This is a genomic window from Rhodospirillaceae bacterium (assembly GCA_016712715.1).
Lineage (GTDB): Bacteria > Pseudomonadota > Alphaproteobacteria > Dongiales > Dongiaceae > Dongia.
The window spans coordinates 1,212,128-1,236,923 of record JADJQM010000002.1 but is presented as its reverse complement, the minus strand read 5'-3'; the positions used below and the strand labels follow the sequence as shown (position 1 = coordinate 1,236,923).

The 24,796-nt window shown below is 65.7% G+C and carries 24 protein-coding genes and 1 pseudogene; 19 read left to right on the top strand and 6 right to left on the bottom strand.

Features of this window, described 5'->3' with window-relative positions; translation table 11 throughout:
* Positions 1-52: 52 nt before the first annotated feature.
* The 12 genes from IPK59_16860 (at position 53) to IPK59_16805 (ending at position 12,715) form a co-directional block, all read left to right on the top strand.
* Positions 53-781, top strand: coding sequence for an OmpA family protein (locus tag IPK59_16860; protein ID MBK8160362.1), 729 nt, complete (start codon positions 53-55; stop codon positions 779-781).
* A gap of 134 nt (positions 782-915) precedes the next feature.
* Positions 916-1,707, top strand: a complete 792-nt coding sequence (locus IPK59_16855; GenBank protein ID MBK8160361.1) for a hypothetical protein — start codon at positions 916-918, stop codon at positions 1,705-1,707.
* Positions 1,708-1,780: 73 nt separating this feature from the next.
* A complete protein-coding gene (locus tag IPK59_16850) occupies positions 1,781-2,521 on the top strand; it encodes a heme ABC transporter permease (GenBank protein MBK8160360.1) in 741 nt (246 codons plus the stop codon).
* Positions 2,518-2,691: a heme exporter protein CcmD gene (gene ccmD / locus IPK59_16845; GenBank protein MBK8160359.1), complete on the top strand. Its 174-nt coding sequence runs from the start codon at positions 2,518-2,520 to the stop codon at positions 2,689-2,691. Before IPK59_16850 ends, ccmD begins: the two co-directional genes overlap by 4 nt.
* A 3-nt stretch (positions 2,692-2,694) precedes the next feature.
* Positions 2,695-3,192: a cytochrome c maturation protein CcmE gene (ccmE, locus tag IPK59_16840; GenBank protein MBK8160358.1), complete on the top strand. Its 498-nt coding sequence runs from the start codon at positions 2,695-2,697 to the stop codon at positions 3,190-3,192.
* Positions 3,189-5,174 (top strand): heme lyase CcmF/NrfE family subunit, encoded by a 1,986-nt coding sequence (locus IPK59_16835; GenBank protein MBK8160357.1) that lies wholly within the window; start codon positions 3,189-3,191, stop codon positions 5,172-5,174. The genes ccmE and IPK59_16835 overlap by 4 nt, the downstream gene beginning before the upstream one ends.
* Before the next feature lie 18 nt (positions 5,175-5,192).
* Complete coding sequence (locus IPK59_16830; GenBank protein ID MBK8160356.1) at positions 5,193-5,726, top strand: DsbE family thiol:disulfide interchange protein; 534 nt, start codon at positions 5,193-5,195, stop codon at positions 5,724-5,726.
* Positions 5,723-6,250 carry a cytochrome c-type biogenesis protein CcmH gene (locus tag IPK59_16825; protein ID MBK8160355.1) on the top strand — a complete coding sequence of 176 codons (528 nt, stop codon included), beginning with the start codon at positions 5,723-5,725 and terminating at the stop codon, positions 6,248-6,250. Before IPK59_16830 ends, IPK59_16825 begins: the two co-directional genes overlap by 4 nt.
* Positions 6,247-7,596, top strand: coding sequence for a c-type cytochrome biogenesis protein CcmI (gene ccmI / locus IPK59_16820; GenBank protein ID MBK8160354.1), 1,350 nt, complete (start codon positions 6,247-6,249; stop codon positions 7,594-7,596). Before IPK59_16825 ends, ccmI begins: the two co-directional genes overlap by 4 nt.
* Positions 7,597-7,929: 333 nt before the next feature.
* A complete protein-coding gene (locus tag IPK59_16815; protein MBK8160353.1) occupies positions 7,930-10,803 on the top strand; it encodes a response regulator in 2,874 nt (957 codons plus the stop codon).
* A gap of 149 nt (positions 10,804-10,952) precedes the next feature.
* Positions 10,953-11,735 carry a 3'(2'),5'-bisphosphate nucleotidase CysQ gene (gene cysQ, locus IPK59_16810; protein MBK8160352.1) on the top strand — a complete coding sequence of 261 codons (783 nt, stop codon included), beginning with the start codon at positions 10,953-10,955 and terminating at the stop codon, positions 11,733-11,735.
* A gap of 2 nt (positions 11,736-11,737) precedes the next feature.
* The gene (locus IPK59_16805; protein MBK8160351.1) at positions 11,738-12,715 is read left to right on the top strand and encodes a threonylcarbamoyl-AMP synthase; all 978 of its coding nucleotides are present in this window, start codon (positions 11,738-11,740) and stop codon (positions 12,713-12,715) included.
* A 164-nt stretch (positions 12,716-12,879) separates the two neighbouring features.
* On the opposite strand, the gene IPK59_16800 is transcribed toward IPK59_16805, so the two are convergent.
* Positions 12,880-13,590: a M48 family metallopeptidase gene (locus tag IPK59_16800; GenBank protein MBK8160350.1), complete on the bottom strand. Its 711-nt coding sequence runs from the start codon at positions 13,588-13,590 to the stop codon at positions 12,880-12,882.
* A 168-nt stretch (positions 13,591-13,758) separates the two neighbouring features.
* A complete protein-coding gene (locus IPK59_16795) occupies positions 13,759-14,703 on the bottom strand; it encodes a methylated-DNA--[protein]-cysteine S-methyltransferase (protein MBK8160349.1) in 945 nt (314 codons plus the stop codon).
* Between the two features lie 241 nt (positions 14,704-14,944).
* Here IPK59_16795 and IPK59_16790 point away from each other — a divergent pair, with 241 nt between their 5' ends.
* Positions 14,945-15,367, top strand: coding sequence for a VOC family protein (locus IPK59_16790; protein ID MBK8160348.1), 423 nt, complete (start codon positions 14,945-14,947; stop codon positions 15,365-15,367).
* A gap of 124 nt (positions 15,368-15,491) precedes the next feature.
* On the opposite strand, the gene IPK59_16785 is transcribed toward IPK59_16790, so the two are convergent.
* The gene (locus tag IPK59_16785) at positions 15,492-16,130 is read right to left on the bottom strand and encodes a histidine phosphatase family protein (protein MBK8160347.1); all 639 of its coding nucleotides are present in this window, start codon (positions 16,128-16,130) and stop codon (positions 15,492-15,494) included.
* A gap of 11 nt (positions 16,131-16,141) precedes the next feature.
* A complete protein-coding gene (gene cobS / locus IPK59_16780) occupies positions 16,142-16,972 on the bottom strand; it encodes an adenosylcobinamide-GDP ribazoletransferase (protein ID MBK8160346.1) in 831 nt (276 codons plus the stop codon).
* Positions 16,973-17,096: 124 nt separating this feature from the next.
* On the opposite strand from cobS, the gene cobT reads away from it, so the two are divergent.
* The 4 genes from cobT (at position 17,097) to IPK59_16760 (ending at position 21,012) form a co-directional block, all read left to right on the top strand.
* Positions 17,097-18,122, top strand: a complete 1,026-nt coding sequence (gene cobT / locus IPK59_16775; GenBank protein ID MBK8160345.1) for a nicotinate-nucleotide--dimethylbenzimidazole phosphoribosyltransferase — start codon at positions 17,097-17,099, stop codon at positions 18,120-18,122.
* Between the two features lie 27 nt (positions 18,123-18,149).
* Complete coding sequence (locus IPK59_16770; GenBank protein ID MBK8160344.1) at positions 18,150-19,331, top strand: winged helix DNA-binding domain-containing protein; 1,182 nt, start codon at positions 18,150-18,152, stop codon at positions 19,329-19,331.
* On the top strand, positions 19,324-19,614 hold the full coding sequence (locus tag IPK59_16765; protein MBK8160343.1) for a hypothetical protein: 291 nt from the start codon (positions 19,324-19,326) through the stop codon (positions 19,612-19,614). Before IPK59_16770 ends, IPK59_16765 begins: the two co-directional genes overlap by 8 nt.
* A gap of 108 nt (positions 19,615-19,722) precedes the next feature.
* Positions 19,723-21,012 carry a CBS domain-containing protein gene (locus IPK59_16760; GenBank protein MBK8160342.1) on the top strand — a complete coding sequence of 430 codons (1,290 nt, stop codon included), beginning with the start codon at positions 19,723-19,725 and terminating at the stop codon, positions 21,010-21,012.
* Here IPK59_16760 and IPK59_16755 read toward each other — a convergent pair.
* Entirely contained in the window at positions 20,966-21,766 is an 801-nt protein-coding gene (locus IPK59_16755) for an ABC transporter permease (GenBank protein ID MBK8160341.1), read from the bottom strand. The genes IPK59_16760 and IPK59_16755 overlap by 47 nt on opposite strands.
* 127 nt (positions 21,767-21,893) lie before the next feature.
* Positions 21,894-22,658, bottom strand: coding sequence for an ABC transporter ATP-binding protein (locus IPK59_16750; GenBank protein ID MBK8160340.1), 765 nt, complete (start codon positions 22,656-22,658; stop codon positions 21,894-21,896).
* 143 nt (positions 22,659-22,801) lie between these two features.
* On the opposite strand from IPK59_16750, the pseudogene IPK59_16745 reads away from it, so the two are divergent.
* Positions 22,802-24,169, top strand: a pseudogene (locus tag IPK59_16745) (ActS/PrrB/RegB family redox-sensitive histidine kinase).
* A gap of 66 nt (positions 24,170-24,235) precedes the next feature.
* Complete coding sequence (locus IPK59_16740; GenBank protein MBK8160339.1) at positions 24,236-24,793, top strand: ActR/PrrA/RegA family redox response regulator transcription factor; 558 nt, start codon at positions 24,236-24,238, stop codon at positions 24,791-24,793.
* The last annotated feature ends 3 nt before the right edge of the window (positions 24,794-24,796 follow it).

Genomic DNA, 24,796 nt, shown 5'->3' with positions numbered 1-24,796 from the left:
GATCCGCTGTCATCGCACCTCTTCACGTGAACGTCCCAGGGGGTTTCAAACCATGAACCGTTATTTCAAACTCGCGCTGCTCGGCACGGCCCTTCTCGCCGTCACCGCTTGCGCCGCACCGAACCGCGAACCGGATCTGTCGAACATTCAGGCGAATGTCGACAAGACCTATGAAGGCGATTTCGGCGAGCTGCTCTATAACCTGAACCATGCTGGCGACAAGGCCCGCACGGCTGAGGAAATCAAGGCGAGCATCGATGCCGATGCGCCGTATCTCTACACCAACCTGCCGCTGCGTCAGGAAGGCGTCCAGCTCGCGGAAGAAGCCGCCGAGCATCGCGCCAAGGCCGAAGCTGCGCTCAACCGCTTCCTCGACCCGATCCGCGCGCGTCTTGCCTATCTCGAATCGCTGCACGTTCCGCAGGATGTCGGCCCGCAGAAGACCTCGGTCTACTTCGACACCGGCAGCGCCAAGATTCGTGAGAGCGAAGCTGCGGCGATGACCGATGCCGGCAACTTCCTCAGCCAGTATCCGATCGCCCACGTCCAGATCGACGCCTACACCGACACCGTCGGTTCGACCAACGCGAACGCCGCTCTGGCGAAGCGTCGTGCGAAGGCCGTCATGGATGCCATGTCCGATGCCGGCGTGCCGCTCGCGGCCGACGTCTCGGTCAAGGCCGTTGGCGAAGCCGAAGGCGCCGACAACACGGAGAGCCAGGAAAACCGTCGCGTCGACATCATCGTGCAGCCGCATGGTACCTATAACAAGGGCATGTAAGCGCACGACGATCCGACCGATCCTTTCCGGATCTTTCGGTTGAAGTGTTAAGCCAAGGGCGTCACCGCAAGGTGGCGCCCTTGGTGTTTGTGGGGCTTGCATAAACCGGCTGATTTCGGGCAGCGTTGGGAGCCATGAGCGAACACCTTCTCCCCACCGCCACCGACGCACAGCGCATGATGACCCTGCCCCTGCGCCTGCAGCGGACGGTTGCTGCCAAGACGCGCGGTCGCCTCATCCTGTCAGCCGGTATTCTTGCGGTTCTGGGTTTCCCGGCTCTAATCGTCGGCGTTGTCCTGCATCGTCTTTTCCACGATGACCTGGTCACCTATGTCGGCGCGGCGATTCCGCCACTGGCGCTGATCGTCGGCTACCAGATCCTGAAATGGCGGTTCCCGCCGGAAAAAGACCAGACTAACGGCCCAAAGTGCCGCATCGACATCTTTCCCACACGGATATTGTGTCGTGGTTCGGTAGACGAGGATGCGACATGGTCGAGCCTGACACGCTTTCGTTGGGTTCTGGCGGGCGCAGATGTTGAGGGGCATGACTTCAAGCGCGCCGACCTGCCGGACCCGCCACCGCCAAGCCATAGCGGCGCGTACTGGATCGAGGCCGCCAAGCTGACCGATGACGGCGCCACCAGCGAGTTCGGATTTTACGACCGGCCCCAGGTCCAGTTCGAACTGGCCGATTTCTGCCAAGGCGCGGCCACGAGGGCACGGGCCGAGCAGGTCGTCGACTGGCTCAACGACCTGCGTGCCCGGGCCGATCAGGGCGATTTGGCGCCTGGGGCGGTGATCACGGTGCCAAACTGGCTGAATGCCGCCACCATCGCGCGGGATCCGCGTCCGGACAGCCCGGCGACAATTTCAGACCCGACACCTCGCGGGCGGCGCGAACCCAGTGTGATCCGCGGCCGGTAGAGAGCTGCGGGGCCCGAAGGTGTGCCACACTGCCTCTGGCACTGGAGTCCGGGGCCTTGTATAACCCACGCCCATGCATCGTTTCGCCAATCCCGGCCGGTTCCTGCGCCTGGCCAATCGGATCCAGCCCTGGCTTAAAGCCTTGACAGCGCTGGGGTTTTTGCTTGGGCTATATTTGGCGCTGTGGGGCTCGCCGCCGGATTACCAACAGGGCGAGACGGTCCGCATCATGTATATCCATGTGCCGGCGGCCTGGATGGCACTGCTGGCCTATCTGATCCTGGGCCTTGCCAGCGCGTCGGCCCTGATCTGGCGGCATCCGCTGGCTGACATTGCGGCCGAGGCCATTTCGCCGTTGGGCGCCGCCTTCACGCTGCTGGCGCTCATCACCGGTTCGCTCTGGGGCAAGCCGATGTGGGGCACCTATTGGGTCTGGGATGCACGCCTCACCTCGTTCCTGCTGCTGTTCTTTCTTTATCTCGGTCACATGGCCCTGCTGGGCGCCTTCGACGACCGCGGCCGCGGCCAGCGTTCGGCGGCGGTGCTGGCTCTCGTTGGCCTCATCAATCTGCCGATCATCAAATTCTCGGTCGATTGGTGGAACACGCTGCACCAGCCGGCCTCGATCGCGCGCATGGACGGCCCCAGCATCGATCCATCCATGCTGTGGCCGCTCTTCACCATGGCGGCGGCGTTCCATGTCTTCCTGCTGGCCGCCCTCATCGAGCGCATGCGCACGCTGCTGCTGGAGGCGAAGTTGCGCAACCAGCGTCTCGCCGCCTTCGACCGCGTGCAGGCGGAGTCCTTTGAATGACAGATCTCGGCAGCTTCCTTGCGATGGGCGGCTATGCTGCCTATGTCTGGCCTGCCTATGGTGCCGGTGTCGTGATCCTGGCGGCGGTCTGGTTCGATGGCCAGCGCCGGCGCCGCGCCGTCGAACGCGCGCTGCAGGCTGTCGCCCAATCCCGCGAGAATGATGCCTAGAAGATGAAGCGCAAAACCCTGCGGCTCTATCTCGTCCTCATCAGCCTGGGCCTGCTCGGCACGGCGACCGCGCTGGTGTTGAACGCGTTCGACCGCGAGCTGGTGTTCTTCTTCAGCCCGAGCGAGATCGCCGCCGAACAGCCGGCACCCGGCCGCGTCATTCGACTGGGCGGCCTGGTCGAAACGGGCAGCGTCACGAAGCTTGGCGACGGCGCCACCTTCAGCTTCCGCATCACCGACCTCAAGGCCTCGACCTCGATCGCCTATCGCGGTGTGCTGCCGGATCTGTTCCGCGAGGGACAGGGTGTGGTGGTGCAGGGCACCTTCAACGAGAGCGGCAATTTCGTCGCCAGCGAAGTGCTGGCCAAACACGATGAGAACTACCTGCCGCCGGAAGTGGCCAAGGCCTTGAAGGCCTCGGGCCGCTGGCAGGAAGGTGCCGGCACCGAAGCAAGCCCGGTTGCCGATCCCGGCACTAGCGGTGAAGGAAACAGCCCGTGATCATCGAAATCGGCCATTTCGCGCTGGTGCTCGCACTGGTGCTGGCACTGGCGCAGGCGACCCTGCCGCTGATCGGCGCCCAGCGCGGCATCCGCGCCTGGATGGCGCTGGCCAAGCCCGCGGCCCTCGGCCAGTTCGCCTTCCTGCTCATTGCCTATGGCGCGCTGGTGCATGCCTTCGTGGTCGCCGATTTTTCCGTGCTGGTGGTCTATCAGCATGCCCATTCGCAGACGCCGCTCATCTACAAGATCGCCGCCGCCTGGGGCCAGCATGAAGGCTCGCTGCTGCTGTGGGTTCTCATTCTCGCGTTCTTCGGCGCGCTGGTCGCGTTCTTCGGCGACAACCTGCCACCGCGCCTCAAAGCCCGCGCGCTCGCGGTGCAGGCGATGATCGGCAGCGCCTTCATCCTGTTCGCGCTCTTTACCTCGAATCCCTTCGCGCGCCTGTCGCCCGCCCCGCTCGAGGGGCAGGAACTCAACCCGCTGCTGCAGGATCCCGGCCTCGCCTTCCATCCGCCCATGCTCTACATCGGCTATGTCGGTTTCTCGATGGCGTTCTCCTTTGCCGTGGCAGCACTCATCGAAGGCAAGATCGACGCCGCCTGGGCACGCTGGGTCCGGCCCTGGACGCTTCTGTCCTGGGTATGCCTCACCGGCGGCATCGCACTGGGCGCGCGCTGGGCCTATTACGAACTGGGCTGGGGCGGCTGGTGGTTCTGGGATCCGGTCGAGAATGCGAGCTTCATGCCCTGGCTGATGGGCACCGCCCTCCTTCATTCGGCGATCGTGGTCGAGAAGCGCGATGCGCTCAAGGCCTGGACCCTGCTGCTCGCCATCCTCACCTTCGGCTTCTCGCTGCTGGGCACGTTCCTGGTCCGCTCCGGCGTCATCACCTCGGTCCATGCCTTCGCGCAGGATCCGGCGCGCGGCCTGTTCATCCTCGGCATCCTCGCCTTGGCGCTGGGTGGGTCGCTCACCCTCTTTGCCTGGCGCGCGCCGAGCTTGAAAGCGGGCGGCCTGTTCGCGCCGGTGAGCCGCGAAGGCTCACTGATGCTCAACAACCTGCTGCTGGCGACGGCGACCGCCACGGTGCTGCTCGGCACGCTTTATCCCCTCGCCCTCGATATCCTGGGTGGCGGATCGGTTTCGGTGGGGACGCCCTATTACACGGCGACCTTCGTGCCGCTGGCGATGCCGCTCGTCGCCCTGGCCGGCATCGGGCCGCTGCTGGGCTGGAAGCGTGGCGATCTCAAAGGGGCCTTGCACCGGCTGTGGGTGGCGGGAGGCCTTGCCATTCTCGCCATGGGGATCGCGCTGTGGATCGATTTCGGCAAACAGGCGCTGGCCGCGGCCGGCATCGGCCTCGGTGTCTGGATGCTGGCTGCCACCGTCACCGAATGGGCCGAGCGCATCCGCCTGTTCCGCATCGGGCTGGGTGCTTCGTTGCGGCGTGCCATCCATCTGCCGCGCGCGGCCTATGGCATGAGCCTCGCCCATGCGGGCCTGGCCGTCGCCATCATCGGCATCACCGCCTCCTCCGCCTGGAAGAGCGAGGAGGTGCGCCAGATGAAGCCCAATGACAGCCTCACCATCGGCAGTTTCAGCTATGTGCTGCAGGGTGTGACGCCGGCGCGCGGCGAGAACTACATCGCCGAGCGCGCGCATTTCAAGGTGATGAAGGACGGCGTGTTTTATACCGACCTCTATCCGGAGCGGCGGCAATACATGGTGCAGCCGATGCCGACCACCGAGGCCGCCATCGAATCGCATCTGTTCGGCGATCTTTATGCCGTGATCGGCGAGGGCGACGGCAAGGGTGCCTGGACCGTGCGCATCTATGAGGAACCGCTGGTGCCGTGGATCTGGTCGGGCTGCCTGCTGATGGTGCTGGGCGGCATCGTGTCGCTCAGCGACCGGCGCTACCGCGTGGGGGCACCGAGCCGCAGCAACGTGGCGCAGGCCCTGCCCGCGGCCGGCGAATAGCTGGAGGCCCGGAGCATCATGCGCCGCCTGTTCTTCATCCTGCCGTTGCTGTGCCTGGCAGCCCTCGTCGTGCTGTTCTGGCGCGGGCTCGATCCCGCGCGCGATCCATCGAGCCTGCCCTCGGTCCTCATCGGCAAGAAGATCGCCGCGGTCAACCTGCCCGGATTGGGTGGTCGGCCCGGCATCAACACCGCGGAATTTGCGGGCGACGTCACGGTGCTCAATTTCTTTGCCTCCTGGTGCGCGCCCTGCCGAGCCGAGCATCCGCTCATCCAGGAACTCAAGGCGATGCCCGGCGTGCGCGTGGTCGGCATCACCTTCAAGGATGCGCCGGCGGATTCCGAAAAATACCTCGCTGAACTCGGCGATCCTTACGCGGCGATCGGCGTCGACGAGACCGGCCGCGCCGGCATGGAATTCGGCCTGACCGGCGTGCCGGAGACCTATGTCATCGACCGCGACGGCATCATCCGCTATCGCCTGGCGCAGCCGCTCGATCCCGGCCGCCTCAAGGACGAACTCCAGCCGCTGCTCCTGGAGCTCACGCAATGAAGCGGTGGCCGTCAATCGTGCTGCTGCTGTGCCTCTTTGCCGGCGCCGCCTTGGCCTTGCCATCGCCACCGGCTTTGGCGCAGAGCGCGCAGCCGGACCAGCCCTTGGCGGATCCGGTGCTGGAAGCGCGCGCGCGGCAGCTGATGAAGGATGTGCGCTGTGTGGTGTGCCAGGCGCAGTCGATCGCCGAATCCGATGCCGGCATCGCCAGCGACATGCGCAAATTGATCCGCGTCGAGATCGCGGCGGGCAAATCGGATGAGGAGATCCGCCGGTTTCTCGCCGACCGCTATGGCGATTTCGTGCTGTTCAAGCCGCCCTTCAAGATATCGACCGCCCTGCTGTGGGCGGGACCCTTCCTGCTCCTGGCCATGGGCGCCGTCACCATGGTGCTGTTCTTCCGCCGGCGCGCGCGTGCCCCCGCACCGGCGACATTGAGCGCCGAGGAGATGCGCCGTGTCACCGCAGCCTTGCAAGGGGAACCGGAACCCGCCACAAGACCCACTCACGGGAGTGGCGCATGATTCTGGTCTGGCTGGTCTTTGCCGCGATGACATTGGCGACGGCGGTGCTGCTGGCGCTGCCGCTGTTCTATACGCGCAAGGTGAAGAACGAGGCGGTGTTTGCACTGGCCGTCTATCGCGACCAGATGCAGGAACTCAACCGCGATGCCGAAGCAGGCCTCATCGGCGCCAGCGAGGCGAAATCGGCGCAGATCGAAATCGAGCGGCGCATCCTGGCCCTGACCGAAAGCCCGCAATGGCAGCCGGGCCGGGCGCCCTCCCACGGCTTGCTGATCACGGCGGCGGTGGTGCTCCCCCTGCTCGGCTTCGGCCTTTACCTGATGCTGGGCGAACCGGCCCTGCCGGGACAACCCTTCAGCGCGACGGCCGCGGTCCCGGTCAGCGCCGAACTCGCGGCCCTCGAAGCCGAGGTCAGCGCGCGCCCGACCGATGCCAAGGCCTGGATCTCGCTGGCCGCCGGCTATGACGCCGCCGGCCGGGCCAAGGATGCCGCCACCGCCTATGGCAAGGCCGTGGCGCTGGGCGCCCAGGACGGCACCACGCTCGCCGCCTTCGGCCAGGCGCTGCTGCTGGCCAACCAGGGCGAGATGAACGCGGCGGCGGGCGATGCCTTCCGCCGCGCGATCGCGGTCGAGCCCAGCAATCCCACGGCGCGCTTCTTCCTGGCGCTGGGCAAGGCGCAGGCCGGCGATGTCGAGGGTGCCCTCACCGACTGGATGGCGCTGGAAAAGGACACGCCAAAGGATGCGCCCTGGCGCGCGACGCTGGAGGATCATATCGCCAAGGCGGCCCAGCGCCTGGGCAAGGACGTGCCGGCCGGCATGGACGATGCGCCGGCACCCGACACCGCCACCGGGCCCAGCGAGGCCGATATCGCGGCCGCCGCGTCGATGACGCCGGAACAGCAGCAGGCCTTCGTCAACGACATGGTCGGGCGGCTCGCGGACAGGCTCAAGGACAATCCCGACGATCTCGATGGTTGGGTGCGCCTGGCGCGCGCCTATCAGGTGCTGCAGCGTGGCGATGATGCGCGGACAGCCTGGGGGAAGGCCGCGGCCCTCGCCCCGGCACGGCTCGACGTGCAGCTCGACTATGCCGATGCGATCATCGCCGGCCGGTCCGATCTCGACCGCTATCTGCCGCCGGAATTCGTCGAGGCGGTGGGGAGGGTGCGGACCCTCGACCCCAGGAATCCGCTGGGCCTCTATTACGGCGGCCTGGTCGCCCGCGTCGCCGGCAACAAGGTCGAAGCGCGCCGGCTGTGGACCGAGGTGCTGGAGCAGCTGCCGGCCGATGCGCCGCAGCGTGCCGAACTGCGCAAGGAACTGGATTCCCTGCTGCCCTGAACCCGACGGCAGCGGCTTTGCGCGAGGCGCGCCGGAATCGGCCCAATCCGCATTGGCCAGTCGCATTGGCCATTCTCATTGGTATGACAATAGCGCCGTGATGCCAGGGCGTTACCCCAGCGCGTTCGGGCGTGACTTAACCATTGTTTCACCATCTTTGCCGACAATGCGCCCTATATCCGCAAGACGGCCATCCCGGCCGGGCGGCGTCGCGATGGCGCGGCCGATCACGCGACGACCCAGTCGGCCCGGATTGGGCGAGGGATCCGGGGTCGCCAGGTAACAGAGGGTCGATTGACGCGCAACCGCACAGGATGGAGAAGGCGATCGACCGTGCCGGGCTTTGCCCGGGCGCGCGGCCGTGGCCTCGCCTGGGCGTGGGGCGCCATGGTCAGCCTGATCGGCATCGTGTTCTGCGTCTATGTGGCGGTCCTGCTCCACAATCAATCCGAAGAGGCTGCGCTGCAGCGCTTCAACTATCTCATCGAGCGGTTCGAGAAGCGCCTGAGCGACCGCTTCAATGCCTACGACCTGGTGGTCAATATGGGCATGGGCATGGCGACGCTCAGCGACTACATCACGCGGCGCGACTGGCAGCGTTTCGTCTCCGGCCTCAACTGGCGCGACATGACGGGCGGCATGGGCCTTGGCTATATCGAGCGGGTGAAGCGCGTCGATCTCAACCGCTATCGCGTCCGGGCCGCCGCCCTCAACGGCGAGGCGATCAACATCCGCCAGATCACGTCCAACGTCACAGACGAGCTTTATGTGCTGCGCCTTTCCGAGCCGATGTCGAACACGACGGCCAGCATCGGCCTGGATCTCGCCAGCGAGGTCAATCGGCGCCGCGTGCTCGACTGGTCGATGCTGAGCGGCGAAGTCACCATGAGCGGCATCATCCCGCTCATCTTCAACAAGCAGAGCCGGCCGGGCCTGCTGCTGGTGGCGCCGGTCTATGAGCGCGATTCGGCGCCCTTCTCCTACGATGAGCGGCGCCAGTTCCTGAAAGGCTGGGTGGCGATGCCGATCGTCATCGGCACGGCCATCGAAGGCGCGCTCCTCGATATCGGCAACGAGCTCGACGTCATCCTCTATACGGGCGCCGATACCGATTCCAAGCGCCTGGTGTTCGACAGCCGCCGCCGCGATCTCGGCAATGTCGAGATGTCGACACCGCGCGGCCAGCGCGACGGCAGCCTTTACCGGCGCGCCCATACCATGATCATCGCCGGGCAGAGTTTCAGCCTGGAATACCGATCGCATTCCTCGCTGCAGCCACCGGGTGCCGCGATGGTGCCGCTCCTGGTGATGCTGGGCGGATCGGTCATCTCGATCCTTGCCGGCGTGCTGTTGTGGTTCATGGTGGCGGCGCGTTACCGGGCCGAAGGCCTCGCGCGCTCGATGACCAGCGATCTGCGCGCGGCCAAGGAAGTGGCCGAGCAGGCCTCGATCGCCAAGACCCAGTTCCTGGCGATGATGAGCCACGAGATCCGCACGCCGATGAACGGCGTGCTGGGCATGGCGGGCCTGCTCGCCGACACCGCGCTCGACCAGCGCCAGCAGCATTATGTCGACGTGCTGCATCAATCGGGCGAGGCACTCCTTGCCATCATCAACGACATCCTCGATTTCGCCAAGGCCGAGACCGGCAAGCTGGAGATGGAGCAGATCGATTTCGACATCGTGCCAGAAATCGAATCGGTGCTGGAACTGGTGGTGAGCCGGGCGCACGCCAAGGGCATCGAGCTTGCCTGCTTCGTGGCACCCGATGTGCCGACGAGGCTCAACGGCGATCCGGGCCGGTTGCGGCAGATTCTCCTCAACCTCCTCAGCAATGCCGTGAAGTTCACCGAGAGCGGCGGCGTCAGCCTGACCGTGGAACTGTCGGACAGCACGACCGATGGCGCCAAGCTGCGCTTTGCCGTCCGCGATACCGGCATCGGCATTCCGGCGGAGGCGCAGAACCGCCTGTTCCATCATTTCAGCCAGGTCGACGCCTCGACCACGCGCCGCTTCGGCGGGACGGGCCTGGGTCTCGCCATCTGCAAGCAGCTGGTCGACCTGATGCATGGCGCGATCGGGGTCGATTCCCATACCGGTGCGCGCAGCGGATCGACCTTCTGGTTCACCGCCTGGTTCGGTCCGACGCGGGGCGAGGCCAGCGCCGCCGCCCCGCCCGACCAGAACGCGATCGCCGCGGCCTTCGGCGGCCGCCAGGTGCTGATCGTCGATGACAACCAGATCAACCGCGAGATCTTCGAACGCTATGTGGCCAGCATCGGCGCCATCGCGATTTCGGCGAGCGAGCCGGAGATCATCCTCGACGAACTGCGCGACCGCCCACCGCGCCAACCCATTGCACTGGCCATCGTCGACCAGGTGATGCCGAACATGTCGGGCGTCGATTTTGCGCGACGCCTGCGCCCCCTGCCCGGCATCATCGTCGAGAATATCGTACTTTCCTCCTCAGCCCTGTTCATCGACCAGCATGAGGTGCATGAGGGGATCGATGCGCAACTGCCCAAGCCCGTGCGGCGCTCGAGCTTCCTTGCCTGCATGATGCGGCTGGTGGAAGGATCGCCCCATGCGTTGATGCGGCGCGGCCATGCCGGTGCCGAGCTCGCGGTCTTCGCCGACGGGGCGGCGCTGCGCATCCTGTTGGCCGAGGACAATCAGGTGAATCAGATGCTGGTGACCGCCATCCTGGCGCGCGCCGGCGCAAGGGCCGATATCGCCGGCAACGGGCTGGAAGCGATCGAGGCGATGCGCAGCCGCGCCTATGACATCGTCCTCATGGACATGCGCATGCCGGAACTGGATGGATTGGAAGCCACCAGGCGCATCCGTGAGCTGGGCGGGGCACCGTCGCGCGTGCCGATCATCGCGCTGACCGCCAACGCCACGCAGGAAGACCGGCGGCAATGCCTCGAGGCCGGCATGAACGATTTCATGGCCAAGCCCATTGATGCCAACGACCTCATCCAGAAGATCGCCCTTCACGCCAGGGTGAGGCTCATCGAGGAGGAGGCGCGCGCCACCGCCGCCGAGCATGAGGCGGCACCGGCCATCACGCCGTTGTCGATGGAACAGCAGGATGCGCTCGCCAGCCTCCTCTCCTCGCTCGAATCGGCCACCGCCGACGATCCCACGCCCCCGGCGCCCGGTGCGTCCACCGGCGGCCAGCAGCGCTCGACTACGACGAGATAGTCGCGCGGCCTGGAAGGGTGGCCTGGCAAGGCGGTCTGGCAAGGCGGCCTGGCAAGTCGGTCCGGTGAGTCATGGGCCCGAGTGGCGCTTTCCCGGCAAACAGGCTAGGAAAGCGGCGAACTCGCCCGCTGCCGAAAGCCACCCGGACCATGCCCATTGCCCAACCCGCCACCCCCTATCTGCCGCTGCGCGATGCGCTGATCCTTGCCGCCTATGAGGCGGGGGCCGCCATCATGGCGGTCTATGCCAGCGATTTTGCGAGCACCCACAAGGCCGACCGCTCGCCGGTCACCGCGGCCGATGTCGCCGCCGAGAAGCTGATCCTGGCGGCGCTCAAGGCCCATGCACCCGACATTCCCGTGATCGCCGAGGAACAGGCAGCAGTCGATGGCCTGCCGGCCTCGATCGGGCGACGCTTCTGGCTGGTCGACCCGCTGGACGGGACCAAGGAATTCATCAACCGCAACGGCGAATTCACGGTGAACATCGCCCTGATCGAGGATGGTGTGCCCGTCCTGGGGGTGGTCTATCTGCCGGTGCTGGATGAGATGTATGCCGGGTCGGGTGATGTCGCGATCAGGCGCCGCGGCCGGGCCGAGGAACGGATCAGCGCGCGGGAACTGCCGCCGGAAGGTGCCACCATGACCATCAGCCGGTCGCACGCGGCGCGCGAGCTGGTGAAGGCCGAGATGCTGGGCGAGCATGTGGCTGGCACCGTGGTCGCCGGCTCGTCGCTCAAATTCTGCCGCATCGCTGAAGGGTCGGCCGATCTCTATCCGCGCTTCGGGCCGACCATGGAATGGGACACGGCGGCCGGCCATGGCGTGCTGCTGGCGGCAGGCGGCACGGTCACCACGCTGGACGGCGCCGCGCTCAGCTATGGCAAGCCCGGTTTCCGCAACCCGCATTTTATTGCGCGTGGAATTCGATAGCGATGTCGAAGATCGTGCCCTCCAGGATTTTCCCGGCTGACCTTCAGCACATCACGGCAGCGGCCAAGGCGCTGCAGCAGGGATTGCTGGTGAGCTTTCCGACCGAGACGGTCTATGGCTTAGGGGGAGATGCGACCAACGACCGCGCCGTGGCCGCGATCTATGAAGCCAAGGGACGGCCGAGCTTCAATCCGCTCATCGTCCATGTGGGCAGCCTGTCGGCGGCGGCGGCCCTGGCCGACCTCTCACCCGCGGCGGTCACGCTGGCGCGGAAATTCTGGCCGGGACCTTTGACCCTGGTGGTGCCGCGACGGCGGGATTGCCGCCTGTCGCTGCTGGTGAGTGCGGGGATGGACAGCGTCGCCCTCCGCGTGCCGGCGCACCCGACGGCGCAGGCGCTGCTCATGCTCGCCGAGCGGCCGCTGGCGGGACCCAGCGCCAATCCGTCCGGCCGCATCAGTCCCACCACGGCGCAACATGTCGAAGAGGGGCTGGGTGACAAGGTCGCCATGATCCTCGATGGCGGGCCGTGCCGGATCGGTGTCGAATCCACGGTCATCAGCCTGCTTGACGCCACGCCGACGCTGCTGCGCCCAGGCGGCGTCAGCGCGGAAGAGATCGCGGGCCTGCTGGGGTGCCGCGTCGAGTTCGCACCGGCGGTGGGCGATATCGAGGCGGGGCTGCAGGGGCCGGGGCGGCTCCTCAGCCATTATGCGCCGGAGCGGCCTGTGCGGTTGAATGCCGTTTCGGCCGCACCCGGCGAGGCCTTGCTGGCCTTCGGACCCGAAGTGCCGCCGGCCAAGGTGATGCGCAACCTCAGCACCACGGGCGACCTCAACGAGGCCGCCGCCAATCTATTTGCCATGCTGCGGGAATTGGACCGGTCGGATGTCGTCGGCATCGCCGTGATGCCGGTGCCGATGACGGGATTGGGGATCGCGATCAACGACCGGCTGAACCGCGCGGCGGCACCGAGATAGGACCTCGAAGACCCCCTTCACCCTGACCCTCTCCCGCGAAGGGAGAGGGAATGAGATCTGCCGGCAATACTCAAACTAGCAGTGAGATCGGAGTGAGAGAGCGTGGCACTAGCCCCTCTCCCCTCGCGGGAGAGGGGTTGGGGTGAGGGGGCCGAAGGATTGCCCTAAAACCTTCCGTAGCGATAGAGATCCGTCCCATGGTTCTCAAGCCAGAGTCTGGCTGGTTCCACCTGGCGGCAGATCTCGCCGCAGAGTTTCCAGAACTTGGGCCCGTGGTTCATCTCGCGGAGATGGGCCACCTCATGGGCGATGACATAATCCATGACGTGGCGGGGGGCGAAGATCAGGCGCCAGGAGAAGGCGAGCTCGCCTTCGCTGGTGCAGGAGCCCCAGCGGCTCTTGGTGTCGCGGATGGTGATCTTCTTGATCTTCCGGCCGATCGCCTCGGCTTTCTGATGGGCGCGCAGTTCGATCTCGCGCTTGGCCTCGATCTTCAGCCAGTCCTGGACCCGGCGCGGCACATGCTCCTCATGGCCCGCGACGTTGATCTCTTCGGATTCGCACCAGACGACACCACGTGCATTGGGCTTGTGGCGGATGCGATGCGGCGTGCCGAGAATAGGAATGACGGCGTTGTGGAGGAAGGGCACGGGCTCGTGCAACTGGTCGAGGCGCTGCTCGATCCAATCCTTGTTGCTTAACGCAAATCGCTTGCCTTCATCGCGCGAAGTGCGTTTCGGCAGCACCACGATGATGGAGGAATTGCCGTGATCGAGCCGCAGGATGATGCGCTGTGCGCGCTTGTTCGGCTTGAACACCAGCGGCACCTTGCGGGTGGCAAAAGAGAGCATGTGAATGTCGCTCGCCTCAGCCATGCGCTTGCGCTTTACACGCGCCTTATCAACCGCTGCCGAGCTCGCGCCGGTTAACGACTTAGCCAGATTTTTCGCTACTTTCCGCATGGTGGTCAAAAACAATCCACATATCCCCAGGGTTACCCAAATTCCCCTGGCGACCACTTTACGGCCCCGTATGCGTCGCTTTCAACCGGTTACTCTTTTTTTGCCAGCAGGGCGGCTATGCGTCGTTAACGAAGTGGATTCTGCCGCGATAAGAGCCTGTTTTCGCTCAGATCCCCAGGCGTAACCGCCAATTGCCCCATCGTTACGCAGCACGCGGTGACAGGGGATGGCGACCGCCACCGGGTTGGCGCCGCAGGTATTGCCCACCGCCCGCGCCGCCTTGGGGTGACCGATCGATGCCGCCACCTCGCCATAGCTGCGCGTTTCGCCGGTCGGGATCTGGGCCAAGGCCTGCCAGACCTGGCGCTGGAAGGCGGTCATGCGGATGTCGAGGGGGAGTTCGGCCAGCGGCGCCTTGCCGGCGATGCGGCGGAGGATTTCGGCGAGGTACGGCCCCAGCGCCCGGTCGTCGCGGTCGATGGAATCGGCTTCCGGGAATTCGGCGGTGAGATCCTCGATGAGGGTGTCCGCATCCGCGCCCATCTCGACCCGGCAGAGGCCCTTCCCCGTCGCTGCCACCAGCACCTGGCCGAGGGTTGAGGGGGCGAGCGCATAGCGGATGGCGGCCCCCTTGCCGCCGCTGGCATAGCTGGCCGGCGTCATGCCCAGCGCCGCGCCGGCGCGCTCATAGACCCGGCTGGATGACCCGAAGCCCGCATCGAAGGTCGCGGCCGCCACACCGGCGCCGGTGCGCAGGCCCTTCTTGAAACGCGCAAGACGCAGGCTTTCCTCGTAATCGCGCGGGGTGACGCCCATGACGCGCTTGAACTGGCGCTGCAGGTGCCAGGGCGAGAGGCCGCAATGGCGCCCCAACTCCTCCAGCGTGATCGGCCCGTCGGCCTCGTCCTGCTGGCGCGCATCGATATAGGCGGCCGCACGGCGCACGGCGGCCGTGACGTTGGCTGGCACCTTGGCAGCCGGGCTCTTGGCGGGTTTCCGATCGGGCATGGTTACGTTCGGCATCATCTGTTTGGGTCCCATTCTAGCGGGTCATATGGGAAAGGGATAAGCTTCTCGGCCCACCCCCGCTATCCGGCCCTTGCGGTGGGGGTGCCGGCAGCGGTTAGATGGCGAAAGCCTGAACCATGGCTCGGCGATCCTTTTCAGGCCCGGCCACCTTGGCGCTGCTCTAAAGCGCCCTCTCGCCGCGCGCGATCGGGCGCGCTAAGCTCAGGCCCATTTCAGCGCCCCACGGAGACTCCCGTCCATGTCGATCCCGCCGTTCCACCTGGCCTTCCCGGTCCATGACATTCCCGCGACCGAGGCCTTCTATGCCGGGCTGCTCGGCTGCCGGATCGGCCGGCGCGACGTCAAATGGATCGATTTCGATTTCTTCGGCCACCAGATCTCGGCGCATCTGAAGCCCGAGGAGACGCGGGTCGCCAGCACCAACCAGGTCGACGGCGACAATGTGCCGGTCCGCCATTTCGGCGCCATCCTGCCCTGGGGCGATTGGCATCGCTTGGCCGAGAAGCTGCAGGCGGCCAAGGTGAAGTTCATCATCGAGCCCCATGTCCGCTTCAAGGGCGAAGTGGGCGAGCAGGCCACCATGTTCTTCCTCGACCCCAGCGGCAACGCGCTGGAGTTCAAATCCTTCGAAGACCCCGCACAGGTTTTCGCGGTGGCGTGAGACGGCGTTCCATATTACGCCGTCATGCCCGCACTTGGTGCGGGCATCCACGAGTTCGTATGCGCGAAATGAAAATCGTGGATGGCCGGGCCAAGCCCGGCCATGACGCGCCTAGTTATCAGGCCTACAACCGTCTATTCACAAACGCCACGCGCCAGGCGGCGCCGAAGCTTTTGCCTTCGATGTGATCGAGGCGCGTGACCGAGAGATTGTCGACTGAGAAACCCAGTGCCCGTTCCGGTTCGATGTTGAGGGCGGCCGCCAAGGCAGCGCGGATCGAGCCGCCATGGGCCACGACCACGATGTCCTGCCCCGCATGTGCGAGGGTCAATCGCAAGAGCGCCTTTTCCACACGCTCGACCACGTCGGCGAAGCTTTCGCCGTTCGGCGGGCGCTCGGTCGCGGGCGCGTGCCAGAAGCGGTGATAGGCGCCGTCGCGGCTGGCGTCGAGCTCGGCATAGGTGAGGCCCTGCCAATCACCGAAATGCTGCTCCACAAGGTCATGCTCGATCTGCGGCTGGATGGGATCAAGCCCGCGGCCGCGATGGACGGCGGCGAGCGTCTGGTGCGTGCGCTTCAATTGGGTGGCGACCCAGATGGGGGCCACCGGCAGGAAGCCCGCCAGCGCCTGGAAGGCGGGCGCGTCGGTGCAATCGGCTTCGAGATCGTCCTGGCCGTAGATGCGGCCGAGGGAGCCGATGACCGGTGCGTGGCGCACCAGCCACAGCCTGGTTTCGGTATGGCTGGTTTCCGTGTGATCCATCGACAGCTACTTCACGTCAGCGTCACGAGGTTGATGAGGATCGCCATTTCCGCGACCTGCTCGACGGCGCCCAGGACATCGCCGGTATAGCCGCCGAATTTCTTCTGCGCGAGCTTGGCGACGGCCCAGGTGGCGGCAAGGGCCGCCAGCAGCGCCACCAATGCCGCGATCGGCGCCACCACCAGCACGGCGATGAGGAGGGCGATGATGAGCGACCAGTTGGCGGCGGATTGGGTCGAGCGGCCGGCATCGGCGGCAAGGCCATTGCTGCGCGCGAGAGTCATGCGCGCCATCACCAGGGGCAGGACACCGCGTGCCAGCGTGTGAGCGGCCACCAGGGCGCCCGCCACCAGTTCCGGGGCGCCGAGATTGGCGATGGCCGCGACCTTGATCGAGGTCGCAAAGATGAGGGCGAGGCCACCAAAGGAGCCAAGGCGGCTGTCGCGCAGGATTTCGAGGCGCTTTTCCACCCCGCCGCGGGCGCCCAGCGCATCGCAGACATCGGCCCAGCCATCCTCGTGGAGGGCGCCGGTCACGATCCCGGTCGCGGCCACGGCAAGCAATGCCGCGAGCAGGCCAGAGAGGCCGATCTCCATGGCCACAAAATAGACGAAGGCACCGATCAGCCCCACCACCAGCCCGGCGAGCGGAAAGGCCCTAGCAGCTTCGCCGAGATGCCCGGTCACCGAGACCACCGGCAGTCGCGTGAAGAAGCCCAGCACCAGCCAGAAATCGCGCAGCCAGCCGAGCCAGGGGAGGGATTTGGGCATTGCCTGGCTGGGCGCCTCGGACTCAGGGGCGGCCGGTTCGTCCGGGGGCGGTGACTGGTTGGCGTCGCTCATGGCTGGCTCGGTTCCACTAGGGGGGCTGGGTGACGTTGTAACAAGTGCCGCGCCCGGGGTATAGGACGGGCTGAATTTGATCATGCATCGGCCCGGAACGGCGCCGATTTTGGAGTAACGCCTGATGTTGGACAACAAGTCGATTGCCAGTTTTGCCGAGATGCGGCGCATTGTAGCGGAATTTCCGGGACCGGATCATGACGCAGCCGGCACCACCACCGCGCGCGAGGGGCAATTGACCAAGCCCGCCGGCGCCCTGGGGCGTCTCGAGGAACTGGCGCTGTGGCTTGCGAGCTGGCAGGGCAAGGCGCCGCCTGCGATCAACCATCCGCGCGTCGCGGTCTTTGCCGGCAATCATGGCGTGGCGGCGCTGGGCGTTTCGGCCTTCCCGGCGGAGGTGACGCGGCAGATGGTCTTGAACTTCACTCATGGCGGCGCCGCGGTGAACCAGCTGTGCAAGAACGCCGATGCCGATCTCCGCGTCTATGAAATGTCATTGGACCAGCCGACCCGGGATTTCACGCAAGAGCCGGCCCTGGGCGAGGTCGATGCCGCACGTGCCATGGCCTATGGCATGATGGCGGTGGAGCCCGGTGTTGATCTCCTCTGCGTGGGCGAGATGGGCATTGCCAACACCACCTCGGCCTCCGCCATGGCGGCAGCGCTCTTCGGTGGGACGGGCACGGATTGGGCGGGTCCCGGCACCGGCGTCCAGGGCGCGCAGCTCAGCCGCAAGGCCGAGGTGATCGATCTGGGCCTCGCCAAGCACCGCGCGAGCTTCGACGACCCGCTCGCGATCCTGGCTGCCCTCGGCGGTCATGAGCTGGCGGCCATCACGGGTGCCGTGATTGCGGCGCGCATGGCGCGCGTGCCGGTACTGCTCGATGGATTTGCCAGCACGGTTGCTGCGGCCGTGCTGTTGAAGCTCGACCCACAGGCGCTTGATCATTGCGTGGTGTCGCATTGCTCGGCGGAACCCGGGCACCGGAAATTGTTGGAGAAAATTGCCAAAAAGCCGCTGCTTGATTTCGGCATGCGACTGGGCGAGGGTTCCGGCGCTGCCTTGTGCATCCCGATTCTGCGCGCGGCGGCCCTCTGCCACAGCGGCATGGCGACCTTTGCCGAAGCCGGGGTGAGCGATAAGGGGTAATTCGCCAGAGCAGGAAGCGCGCATCTCATGAGTCAAGATCTCGCCCGCGCGTTTCTGCTCGATCGTCTGGGTCTGCGCGGAGCCTTCTGGCCGGCCAAAGAGGCCTCGGCCCGCGCTGTGGGCCTCGGCATGATGCAGATCGACAGCATCCGCTCGACGGGCCTGCGCAATCACGAGATCGCCTGGGTGGCGCGCACCGATGCGCCTATCGCTGAGCTTTACGACGTCTATTACCGCGACCGGTTGATGCTGGAGACGCATTACCCGCTGTTTGCAACGAGGCGCGATTGGGTGCCGTTTTTCCTGAAGGATTTCGGCAAGGCGGTCAACCAGGATCGCCTCCGGGAAATGCGCCCGATGATGCGCAAGGTGAAGCAGCATATCGCCGAGAATGGCCCGATCTCGCCGGCCGATCTCGACTCCGAGCGCGTCATTGGCGGCTTCAACACCATCAAGGCGACGACAAGGGCGCTGGAATATCTCTATCATACGGGACAGGTGCAGATCAGCGGGCGATCGAAGAACTTCCACCGCCTGTTCGACCTCACCGAACGCGTGGCACCGGAACTCCTGACCCCGATGCCCGACTACCGCGCGCGGCACAAGGAGTTCTTCGTGCATTCGGCGCTCTCGGTCCTCAAGCTCGCGACACCGCAGCAATTGGCCGAGCGCGTCTCGCATCATATGGGTACATGGCGCGGCGGCGGATTGCCGGTCGCACGCAAGTTGATCGAGGAGGCGCTCGATCATCAGCTCATCGACTGGATCGAGGCGCTGGAAGGCGACACGCATCATCGCTATCTGGCTTTGAAATCCGATCTCGATCACTTCAGGACCAGCTTCCAGCCGCAGGATGAGACCGTGCGCCTGGTGCCGCCGCTCGACAACCTCATGTTCAGCCGGCGGCGCTTCACGGAACTGTTCGGCTTCACCTACAAGTTCGAAGCCTATACGCCGGAGGCACAACGCCGCTTCTATTTCGCCATGCCCCTCCTCTACCGCGACAAAGCGGTGGGGCTCATCGACGGCAAACGCGAAGGCGAAGAGTGGCGCATCACCGGGCTCGATCTACATGCCCCGGTGCCGGTGGAAGCCCTGCGCGCGGCGGTGCATCGTTTCGCGCGCATCGCGGGGTGCAGCAAGGTCACCGGCAATCGCGGCATTCCCAAGGCGCTGCGGGCCGGGCTGGTCGGCAAGATCGATGGATGACCCCCGCGACATCGCGGCATTGGCCCAGGCTGGCGTGAGCCTTCGCACGCGCGACCGGCGGGATGTGACCGTGACCTCGGTCGACGCAGAAACCGGGCGCATCAGTGGCATCGTGCCGATGGTCGGTCCCTGCCATTGGCGCCGCGATGGGCAATATGAGGGCGCCGGCAGCGCCGGGCCGCTCGATCTGATGCCGATTCCGGCGGTGACGGAACCCCAGCAGCGCGCCTCGGTCACGGCGGCGCTCGGCGATCCGGCCGCCAAAAACGCCTGTTGCGATTGACGGAATCCCGCCGAGCACACTCCCCGATGTGATTCTATCCCCAGCCTGTCATCCCACTGTCACACATGGCGTGGCACATAACACCCTATGTTGCAGACGAAGGTGGATATGAAGCCGGAGCCGCAGGAACGGAGCGAAGCTGAGCTGCGCCCGGCGGAGATCGCGGCCGCGGAACAGCCCTTGAAGGTACAGGCCTTCACGCTGACGGCGCGGCAATTGGCATCAGACGCCGTGACGATCGGACCGGAGACGACCGGCGCCAAGGTGCTGGAACTGTTCCGCAGCAACACCGCCTTGCCGCTCCTGGCTGTCACCGATGCCGAGGGTATCGTCTATGGCGCAGTCGAGCGTGACCGGCTGCTGTCGGTCTTTGCGCAGCCCTTGTGGTTCGATGTCTATTTCAAACGCTCGATCCAGGCGCTGATGAACCGGCAGCCGCTGGTGGTGGATGAAGAGACGCCCTTGGACGAGATCAAGCGGCTCATCACGGCCAGCCACCCCGAGGCCATTCAATCGGGCTTCCTGGTGACGCGCGGCGGGCGCTTCAGCGGCATCGGCACCATGGCGAAGCTGCTGGAGCTGACCGTCGAACAGGCGCAGCGCCGCCTGCAGCAATTGGACGAGGCGCGCCATGCGGCCGAGTTCGCGGCAAGCTCGCGCGCGAAATTCCTCGCCACCATGAGCCATGAGCTGCGCACGCCCTTGAACGCCATCATCGGCTTTTCCGAGTTGCTGCTGGGTCTGCCGGGGGCCGGGCGCGATGCGCCGCAACTGCCCGACTATATCGGCGATATCCGCCAGAGCGGGCAGCATCTCCTCGGCCTCATCAACGACATTCTCGATTATTCGAAACTGGAAGCCGGCGCGCTGACGCTGAACGAGGGCACGTTCCAGCTGGACGAGATGCTGCAATCGGCCCTGGGTGTGACGCGCGGCCAGGCGGCCGCCCGACAGGTGCATCTGGAATTGGTCTCCACGGGCCCCATTCCGGTGCTGGCTGATGAACGGCGCCTGCGTCAGGTGGTGATCAACCTGCTTTCCAACGCGATCAAGTTTTCGCCCAGTGACGCCGTGGTGACCCTGCGCGCGCAGCGCGATCTCGCCGGCTCGCCGGTCATCGAGATCGAGGATCGCGGCATCGGGATCAAGGCGGAGGATATCGAGCGTGTGTTCGAACCCTTCGTGCAGGTCGAGAACCATCTCAACCGCAAGAATGACGGGACCGGGCTGGGGCTGCCTCTCTCACGCCAGATCATGGCATTGCATGGCGGCGAGTTGCGCCTGATCTCGCGGCCGGGCCAGGGCACCATCGCGATCATGACCCTGCCGCCGCAATCGATGATGGCGGATGCTATTCCCCAACCTGCAGCAGCAGGCCCATCCTGCGCGCCCGCGTGAAGCTCGCGAGATAGGCCGCGATGCCGATGAGGCAGAGCACCGCGTTGAGCCCCGTCGCCAGAAAGAAGTGACCCCAAAGGAAGGTGCCGTGAAAGAGCACGGCGCGCATGCCTTCGAAAACATGGGTCGAGGGCAGTATCTGGGCGAAGATCTGCGCCCAGCCGGGTAGCGCGGTCACCGGATAATAGGCGCAGGAGAAGGGCGCGAGGAAGAAGACCAGGAACCAGGCCATGTTCTCGGCGGCAAGGCCGTAGCGCAGGATCATGGCCGTGACCATGAGGCCCAGCGCACAGCCCATGAACAGCAGGTTGAAGAAGAAGGCGAGCAAGGGCACGCCCAGCGTGAAGATCGAGAAATCGTAGAACGGGATGGCGAGCAGCATCGCCGGCACGACGCCGATCACGGCGCGCACGAAGGACATGGCGACCAGCGCCACGATATGTTCGAGCGGCGTCAGTGGCGAGCAATAGAGATTGGCAAGATTGCGCGACCAGAGTTCCTCGAGGAAGGAAATCGAGAAGCCGAGCTGGCCGCGGAACAGCACGTCCCACAGCATGACGCCTGAGATGAGCACGCCGAACGCACCCGCGATGTAGGAGCTGTTGGTGGCAAGGAATTGCGAGAGAAACCCCCAGATCACCATCTGCATGGTCGGCCAATAGGCCATCTCCACGAGGCGCGGCCAGGAGCGGCGCAGCACATAAAAGTGCCGCTGGCACATGGCGCCGACACGGGTGAAGGAGAAGGTGGTCATGGTGAGATGCCCCTCACCCCAACCCCTCTCCCCGCAAGCGGGGCGAGGGGCTCTGGGCCATGCTCGGTCGGAACCCCCTCGCCCCGCGATAGCGGGGAGAGGGTTGGGGTGAGGGGTCTTGTTGGCATCACGATACCGCCTCCGCCGCATCACCCACCCGGCGATCACGCGCGATGTCGAGGAATACCTCTTCGAGAGTCTGGCGGCCGAAACGATGGATGAGATCGTCCGGCGTGCCCTTGTCGACGATTCGGCCTTTGCGCAGGATCAGCACTTCGTCGGCCAAGCGCTCGACCTCGCCCATGTTGTGGGAGGCCAAGAGGATCGCCGCCCCCTGGTCGCGCTGATAGTTTTCGAGATAGCGGCGCACCCAATCGGCCGTGTCCGGATCGAGCGAGGCGGTGGGTTCGTCGAGGAGCAATAGTTCCGGCCGGTTGAGCAGCGCCTTCGCCAAGGCGACGCGCGTCTTCTGACCAGCGGAGAGGGAGCCGGTGCGCCGGTCGAGGAGACCGTCGAGATCGAGCGCCTTCGCCATCTCCTTGATACGGCCCGCCACGTCCTTGATGCCGTAGAGCTTGGCAAAGATGATGAGGTTTTCGCGCGCCGACAGGCGGTGCGGCAAATCGACATAGGGCGAGGAGAAATTCATCCGCCCCAGCACCTTGTGGCGCTGCCGGGCGATGTCGTGATCGAACAGCGAAATGCGGCCGGCGCTGGGCACCAGCAATCCTAGCAGCATCGAGATGGTGGTGGTCTTGCCGGCGCCGTTGCCGCCCAGCAAGGCCACCGTGCGGCCGGCTTCGACCGTGAAGCTCACCCCGTCGACGGCCTTCACCGTGCCGAAATGCTTTTCCAGCTGTGCGACGCGGACAATGGTCGGGGCGGCATGCATGCGGGGTGTTTGCTCGGTGGGTAGCGGGCGGTGGGCTGGTGGCGGTGGATGGGGTGCGGCGCAGCCCTTGATAGCCGATTCACCGGCCTTGTGTAAAATAGACCGGTTGCAAATTGGCCCGGAAATGCCCTTTATGCCCCGCCATGAGTGAGGTTATTGCCCCATCGCTGCCCACCCCCCCGGATGGGGGGCGTTTTGACCACCGGCGCCGGCCGCAACGCGGTCGTGTGCGCCTGCGCACCCTGCTGGCCATCCGCTGGGTGGCGGTGGTGGGCCAGGCCGCCTCCCTGCTGTTCGTGGATCTGGTGCTGGGCTATCCGATTCCGCTCGGGCCTGCGATCCTGGTGGTGGCGGCGCTGGCCGTGGCGACATTGGTGCCGCATCTGCGGCAGAAATCGAATGCCCGCCTCACCGACCGGGAATCGGCGCTCTATTTCGCCTTCGACATGGTGCAGCTCACCGTGCTGCTGGGATTGACCGGCGGGCTCCACAATCCGTTCTCGTTGCTGCTGCTGGCGCCGGTCACGGTCTCGGCCGCGGCGCTCAGCTATCGCAGCACGCTGGGCCTGACGGCACTGGCCATCACCTGCATCAACATCCTGGCTTTCTTCCATCTGCCGCTGCCCTGGCCGATGGCGCAGTTCGACCTGCCGCCGGTCTTCGTGTTCGGCCTCGCCATCGCCCTGGGCCTGGCAGCAGTGTTCATATCCGTCTACGTGTTCAAGGTGGCCGAGGAATCGCGCCGGGTGGCCGATGCGCTGATGGCGGTGCAATCGGCCCTTGATCGCGAACAGCGCATCTCCTCGGTGGGGGCGCTGGCCGCCGCCGCCGCCCATGAGCTGGGCTCGCCCTTGGGCACCATCTCGCTCATCGCCAAGGAGCTGACCCGGGATTTGCCGGCCGATTCACCCTACCGGCCGGATGCCGAGCTGCTGCTGAGCCAGGCCGACCGCTGCCGCCAGATCCTGGCCGAGATCGCGGCAAGGCCGGAACAATCATCGAAGGACCATTTTCATGTCCTCCCCGCCCCCCTGTTGGTCGAGGTGGCGGCGGAACCCTTCCTGCGCCCATCGGTCGCACTGCGCATCGAGGCCCATCCCGGGGAAGGCGAGCAGGACCCGCCGGTGATGCCCCGGCGCCCTGAAATCATGCATGGATTGGGCAATCTGCTGCAAAATGCCATCGAGTTCGCCAAGGAAGAGGTGCGCGTCGCCATCGCCTGGACCCGGCAGGAGCTCAGCGTCACGATTACCGATGACGGGGTCGGTTTTCCGCCGGATTTGCTCGATCGGCTGGGGGACCCCTATATCTCCGCCGCCCTGGGGCGCTATGGTGGCAAACTGGTGGGTCGTGGCGGTGTTTCCTCCAGCGGCCGCCAGAATGCGCGCCGGGCCACCAAGCGGCGCGAAGGGGATCACATGGGACTGGGCATTTTCATCGCCCAGAACCTGCTGGAACGGTCGGGCGGGATTGTCCAGTTCAGCAATAACGATTTCCGCGGTGCCGAAGTCAAAGTCATTTGGCCGCGCAGCGCCCCTCACCGGCGACGCGGCATGAGGAATGAGGGTCGAGAGCCAATGAACGATATGCCGGATAAAGCCCAGCTGGCCGAGAAGTCGCTGCTGATCATCGACGACGATGCGCCCTATCGCCAGCGCCTGGCGCTGGCGCTGGAGAAGCGCGGCTTCCAGGTGGCCCAGGCCGAAAGCGTCGAAGCCGGCATCGCCAGTGCCAAGGCACATCCGCCGCGTTATGCCGTGGTCGATCTGCGTCTGGCCGACGGCAGTGGCCTCGACGTCGTGCCGGAGATCAAGAAGAGCCGCCCGGATTGCCGCGTCGTCATCCTGACCGGCTACGGCAATATCGCGACCGCCGTCGCCGCCATCAAATCGGGCGCCATCGATTACCTGCCCAAGCCCGCCGATGCCGACCAGGTGGAAGCAGCGCTCCTTGAGCATCGCGATGCGCTGCCGCCGCCGCCCGAGCAGCCGATGACCGCCGACCGGGTGCGCTGGGAACATATCCAGCGGGTCTATGAACAATGCGACCGCAACGTCTCGGAAACCGCGCGCCGCCTGCGCATGCATCGGCGGACATTGCAGCGGATCCTCGCCAAATACGCGCCCAGGGCGTGAGCG

Bases quoted from the DNA above. Each gene is read 5' to 3' on its own strand.
- IPK59_16860 (MBK8160362.1), top strand. From the start codon at position 53: ATGAACCGTTATTTCAAACTCGCGCTGCTCGGCACGGCCCTTCTCGCC.
- IPK59_16855 (MBK8160361.1), top strand. From the start codon at position 916: ATGAGCGAACACCTTCTCCCCACCGCCACCGACGCACAGCGCATGATG.
- IPK59_16850 (MBK8160360.1), top strand. From the start codon at position 1,781: ATGCATCGTTTCGCCAATCCCGGCCGGTTCCTGCGCCTGGCCAATCGG.
- ccmD (MBK8160359.1), top strand. From the start codon at position 2,518: ATGACAGATCTCGGCAGCTTCCTTGCGATGGGCGGCTATGCTGCCTAT.
- ccmE (MBK8160358.1), top strand. From the start codon at position 2,695: ATGAAGCGCAAAACCCTGCGGCTCTATCTCGTCCTCATCAGCCTGGGC.
- IPK59_16830 (MBK8160356.1), top strand. From the start codon at position 5,193: ATGCGCCGCCTGTTCTTCATCCTGCCGTTGCTGTGCCTGGCAGCCCTC.
- IPK59_16825 (MBK8160355.1), top strand. From the start codon at position 5,723: ATGAAGCGGTGGCCGTCAATCGTGCTGCTGCTGTGCCTCTTTGCCGGC.
- ccmI (MBK8160354.1), top strand. From the start codon at position 6,247: ATGATTCTGGTCTGGCTGGTCTTTGCCGCGATGACATTGGCGACGGCG.
- cysQ (MBK8160352.1), top strand. From the start codon at position 10,953: ATGCCCATTGCCCAACCCGCCACCCCCTATCTGCCGCTGCGCGATGCG.
- IPK59_16805 (MBK8160351.1), top strand. From the start codon at position 11,738: ATGTCGAAGATCGTGCCCTCCAGGATTTTCCCGGCTGACCTTCAGCAC.
- IPK59_16800 (MBK8160350.1), bottom strand. From the start codon at position 13,590: ATGGCTGAGGCGAGCGACATTCACATGCTCTCTTTTGCCACCCGCAAG.
- IPK59_16795 (MBK8160349.1), bottom strand. From the start codon at position 14,703: ATGATGCCGAACGTAACCATGCCCGATCGGAAACCCGCCAAGAGCCCG.
- IPK59_16790 (MBK8160348.1), top strand. From the start codon at position 14,945: ATGTCGATCCCGCCGTTCCACCTGGCCTTCCCGGTCCATGACATTCCC.
- IPK59_16785 (MBK8160347.1), bottom strand. From the start codon at position 16,130: ATGGATCACACGGAAACCAGCCATACCGAAACCAGGCTGTGGCTGGTG.
- cobS (MBK8160346.1), bottom strand. From the start codon at position 16,972: ATGAGCGACGCCAACCAGTCACCGCCCCCGGACGAACCGGCCGCCCCT.
- cobT (MBK8160345.1), top strand. From the start codon at position 17,097: ATGTTGGACAACAAGTCGATTGCCAGTTTTGCCGAGATGCGGCGCATT.
- IPK59_16770 (MBK8160344.1), top strand. From the start codon at position 18,150: ATGAGTCAAGATCTCGCCCGCGCGTTTCTGCTCGATCGTCTGGGTCTG.
- IPK59_16765 (MBK8160343.1), top strand. From the start codon at position 19,324: ATGGATGACCCCCGCGACATCGCGGCATTGGCCCAGGCTGGCGTGAGC.
- IPK59_16760 (MBK8160342.1), top strand. From the start codon at position 19,723: ATGAAGCCGGAGCCGCAGGAACGGAGCGAAGCTGAGCTGCGCCCGGCG.
- IPK59_16755 (MBK8160341.1), bottom strand. From the start codon at position 21,766: ATGACCACCTTCTCCTTCACCCGTGTCGGCGCCATGTGCCAGCGGCAC.
- IPK59_16750 (MBK8160340.1), bottom strand. From the start codon at position 22,658: ATGCATGCCGCCCCGACCATTGTCCGCGTCGCACAGCTGGAAAAGCAT.
- IPK59_16740 (MBK8160339.1), top strand. From the start codon at position 24,236: ATGAACGATATGCCGGATAAAGCCCAGCTGGCCGAGAAGTCGCTGCTG.